This is a genomic window from Pradoshia sp. TA40_28, assembly GCF_059694525.1.
On record NZ_JCATZO010000025.1, the window covers coordinates 1 to 4,083 of the forward strand.

The 4,083-nt window shown below is 34.0% G+C and carries 4 protein-coding genes and 3 pseudogenes; 2 read left to right on the forward strand and 5 right to left on the reverse strand.

Going from position 1 to position 4,083, the window contains the following annotated elements; genetic code table 11:
- Both AC58NB_RS17340 and AC58NB_RS17345 read left to right on the forward strand, forming a co-directional pair.
- A partial coding sequence (locus tag AC58NB_RS17340) for a hypothetical protein (protein WP_497428049.1) occupies nt 1-185 on the forward strand: 185 nt, incomplete at its 5' end.
- 179 nt (nt 186-364) lie between these two features.
- Nucleotides 365-469: pseudogene (locus AC58NB_RS17345) on the forward strand (IS1595 family transposase); the annotation flags it as partial.
- Between the two features lie 239 nt (nt 470-708).
- Here AC58NB_RS17345 and AC58NB_RS17350 read toward each other — a convergent pair.
- The 5 genes and pseudogenes from AC58NB_RS17350 to AC58NB_RS17370 form a co-directional block, all read right to left on the reverse strand.
- On the reverse strand, nt 709-1,026 hold the full coding sequence (locus AC58NB_RS17350; RefSeq protein ID WP_497428050.1) for a hypothetical protein: 318 nt from the start codon (nt 1,024-1,026) through the stop codon (nt 709-711).
- Between the two features lie 348 nt (nt 1,027-1,374).
- Nucleotides 1,375-1,479 (reverse strand): annotated as a pseudogene (locus tag AC58NB_RS17355) (DUF3021 family protein); the annotation flags it as partial.
- A 277-nt stretch (nt 1,480-1,756) separates the two neighbouring features.
- Nucleotides 1,757-2,254 carry a kinase gene (locus tag AC58NB_RS17360; RefSeq protein ID WP_497428051.1) on the reverse strand — a complete coding sequence of 166 codons (498 nt, stop codon included), beginning with the start codon at nt 2,252-2,254 and terminating at the stop codon, nt 1,757-1,759.
- A 144-nt stretch (nt 2,255-2,398) separates the two neighbouring features.
- On the reverse strand, nt 2,399-3,016 hold the full coding sequence (locus AC58NB_RS17365) for a DUF4181 domain-containing protein (protein WP_497428052.1): 618 nt from the start codon (nt 3,014-3,016) through the stop codon (nt 2,399-2,401).
- A pseudogene (locus tag AC58NB_RS17370) lies at nt 2,985-3,131 on the reverse strand (DUF2179 domain-containing protein); the annotation flags it as partial. The pseudogene AC58NB_RS17370 and the gene AC58NB_RS17365, both read right to left, overlap by 32 nt.
- Nucleotides 3,132-4,083: the final 952 nt, after the last annotated feature.

The window sequence follows — 4,083 nt, forward strand, 5'->3', positions numbered from 1 at the left end:
AAAAATCTCTTATTTTAGACTTGCTTGGCGTTTCGTTTTGTTTAGTTTTCAAAGAACAATCTGTCGTGTTAGCGACTCTTATATCTTATCAAGATAACTTGTTTTTGTCAAGCGTTTCTTTTAATATAATTTTCACTAACAATCTCTCAATATTAATCTGTGTTGCAGAAGCAACTTTTATATAATAACTTATATTTATTATGAATGCAACCTTTTTTATAAAATATTTTTCAAAGTTAGCATTCAGTGCTTTTCTCTGCCACTAATTCATAACTGCTTAATTAATATACCACTATTTTGATTGATATAAAACTGGTATTTTTTGACAGTCCGAAAAAGGTGGTAGAGAAAGTCCTTTAAGGATTATTTTGACCCTTCTTCTTTGTCATGCACCGATACTGCTACAAACTTCAAGAAGCTCGCTCTCAATATGGAACTTAAACACGAGACGATTAATCTGAGTAAGGATATGTCTAAAAGGTATATTCAATCTTCAACAGAGCAAAAAAGAGGGCAATCAAGGAACGAATGAGTAAATCAAATGCTTTGAAGTGCGTGTTAAAAATCTAATCTGATTACGGTTAAATTTTTACGTGTAGAATAAAAAGCCCTCTATAAGAAAGTGACTGAATCGTTATTGAATTAAAGCCCCTTTTACTTTAAGAAGGAAAATTGATGTTTCCTCTGCAACTGCACCCTTTAGCGGTATTAAACTATTGCATAAAACACTAATAATAATCCTGGGATAATAATAATTAAAGACAAATTCCTCCCTAATTTGGCTCCAAAGTTGCTTTTGTGCTTATGACCCAGTATTAATGCGGGTATAAAGAAGAAAAGTGAATAAATTACAGTATAATGTGTTCCCGTATCGCCGTTTGACCAAGGGCTTAACCCTAAGAACCTTAATATGGTATCTCCAAAAGCCTCGCTGTTTTTCCAAGAAAAAGAAAATAGTATCCCAAACATAAGTAGCAATAGAGAAATCGAGCCTAGTCCAATTTTTTTATTTTGACCATCTTTCAAGTTCGGCCCCCCATTCAAACTTTTATTCTCCAATCTTGGCAATTCCTTACCCGTATTTTACAAAATATAGCTTATCCTTTTTCAATAAACCTGCCCCGTTTCTTCCATAAGAGGTTCAACACAAAAGGGATTAATCCTTATTAGATCAATGCCCACCGTCAGTCGTATACCTCAATCATATTGATGTGCTATTATTAGATTTTTTACGTGAAAAAAAATATGAAATAAAATATGAAGTCAAAAATAAGATAATGCCCACTTTATTAAATTGAAGATACACATCAAATACATCCTTAAATGAATCTAACGGATAAAAACCACTTAATAGCAACGTTGGAAAAACAGTAATCAGCATCGCCATATAAAATGAGCAAAAATTTGCTTTAAAAAACTCCATTGTTCAATTTGATATATGATGCTTGTCAACCCAAGGAAAAATGCTATAAGGCCATAAAAAAATAAACACTCGAATCATCTGATTGCCCTTGCAACTTATACGACAGTGAAATTATTAGTAAGATACCAAATGAGATAGACCCTCTATATAACCCCTTTAAAAGTAACTGCAACACAAAATCCCCTTTATTGGTATTTTCTGTTATTAATTATATACGATGGATACTGGTTTGAAGTTTCAGAAAATTTCTTATTCCGCTAACCTGCCCCGTTAGCTGCATAACAAAAAAGAGCTGATCCACAGCACTCAGTATTGAAGTAAAGTCCCGTTTGATTACCCTTGAAGTTGGTTTAGAATCAGTTCCAATACATCGTCTAGCGACATATCATTAGTCAATATCAGTTCTCCATCTACACCAAGATAATCCTTTAGATTCCACCAAGCACGTAGAGAGTCTTCACCGAATTCTATCTTTTTGGAACGGTTGTTGTGACGTTTTACTGTTTCCTCAAAGGATAGATCAAAATAACAAGTATATGCCTTTTGGTTATAGAAGTGGATTAAGTTACTCAGCATTTCACCATAGCGAATTTTATTTAAGATCCCTTCTACAATAACAAACTCGCATTTGTCTTTACCGTATTCTGCAATTTGACGAATCAAATCAATTGAAAGGTTCCCTTCTCTATCGTGAACCTTCAACATATCACGACGAACCAGATCCTGAGAAACCAAGAGTGTCCCGTTTCCCAAATGATTTTGAAGACTTCTCGCAGTTGTTGTTTTACCACTCCCTGAGTTACCTCGTATGATAATTAACTTAGATTCCATATTCTCTCCTACTCTAATCGTCTTCCGTTTTATATTATTAACTTTTAATATATTCAATATAAAAATCAATTTTTCCTTCTTCCGTTAACCTGCCCCTTTAGTAAAAATGCAACTACTCCCATTTCTCAAATGCTGATTTTAGTTCTAAAAGCGAATAACAAAGAATATTAAGAAAATAAACCATATCGTCGAGCTTATAAGTGTTGAAATATATTGTTTTGTTTCTTTTATGTACTTCCACTCTAATATAGTTTGTAGCCCCATTAGTGCTGTAAAAAATAGAACCCAATTCCATTTTAGGATTGCATCAACCTCGTTTGTAATAGCAAAAAAAGAAGAAGACAAAAAGATAACTACTATTATTGTTCGTCCCCATCGATCAATTCTTTTGGCAGGGGTTTCTGAAATATTTTTTCTCTTTATACCTAAGTATTTTTCCACTAAATAAACTACTAAACAAACCACTAAAAAAATAATAATAGTCGTCAACAGCCTCATAATTAACCCTCCCCGTTTAAGACAATAATCCAATAATTCGGTATGTATGATAATAAATCCTTCTTGGATCAATGTCCTTGCAATACTTCTGCGTATTCCCATAACGAGACTGGACTGGAGTTCATCAGCTAAGCAGTTTTTAAAAGAGGAACTATTATAATCACCTATATTAAACAAAAAACCGATAATCTGTTTTATCGGTTCTTTTTCAATGGAAAATGTTATTGAGTTCTCAATGAATATTTTTCTTTTTAAAATTTCCATCCTTTACTTCATTGATATGACTGATAGCAATGAAGGCATTCTCATCAATTCCATCAACAATTGTCCGTAGTTTTGCCTCTTCTAAACGAATGACCACGCAAAAAATACCCCGTTTTTCTTCTTTAGCAATAAAACACACTATGTTTTTAACTTTATTTAATATCTTGTTCGCTTACGATTGAGAAGCCTGATAAGCACCATTGTTGCCAAACAACGTTTTCGCAGCCTTAAAATTATGTTGTGCTAACAAGTTAGAATCTATCTTTCACAAAAAGGTGAAAATTCACCATCCTACTCTTCATTCCTTATATTAAGTTTAATAACTATTGAGTTGTCCCACCCGAGCGAGTATTCACTCACTTCTTGTAATTCCCATATTTCAACTTATTCATTAACCTGGATAGTTAAAGCCGAATTTAATAAGTATGATGGATGTAGGTTATAAAATACTAAGTCAGTAGAAAGGGAATCGCTATTAATCAATCGATTAATTAACGCGGAAGGATACGTTCTATCTGAAATGAAATTCTTGGGCCCAGTCCTTTTACCTTGTAAATTCGACCACCATTTATTAGAAAGGAGAGCGTTCTCTTTCACTATCCTAACCTTCATGGTATCCCCTATAGAAGTTGAGTGTAAGTTAAGAAATTTGTGATTCTACATATCTCCTTACTATCGTTTTCTTTTTTCATCTACTCGATCTTTATATTATGGCTTAAAGCTTGCATGTACTTTGCGACTTTCCTTCACATATTCAACACTTTTACCGGTAATAGACGGTTGATAGGTCTAAGAAACGTGGTTTAACACACACTTCTAACACCTATCAAGCAGCTTTACCCTGCCATAGATGCGGAATAGGTATTTTATAACCGGGGATAGCCCTGCTTTCCCACGGCTTTTACTCGCTTTCGGCTCACCTACTATGCACTTTTTCAATAAACAGATATAAATGAGTATGATCCGATCTCTTCATCTCTAAAAAAGCGCACAAAAAAACCAGCTCATGAACTGAACTGGTTTGGATTGCCCGGCAACGTCCTACTCTCACAGGGACTCGCGTCCCA

Excerpts from the sequence above, each read along its gene's own strand:
- AC58NB_RS17360 (WP_497428051.1), bottom strand. The coding sequence starts at position 2,254 with ATGGAATCTAAGTTAATTATCATACGAGGTAACTCAGGGAGTGGTAAA.
- AC58NB_RS17365 (WP_497428052.1), bottom strand. The coding sequence starts at position 3,016 with ATGGAAATTTTAAAAAGAAAAATATTCATTGAGAACTCAATAACATTT.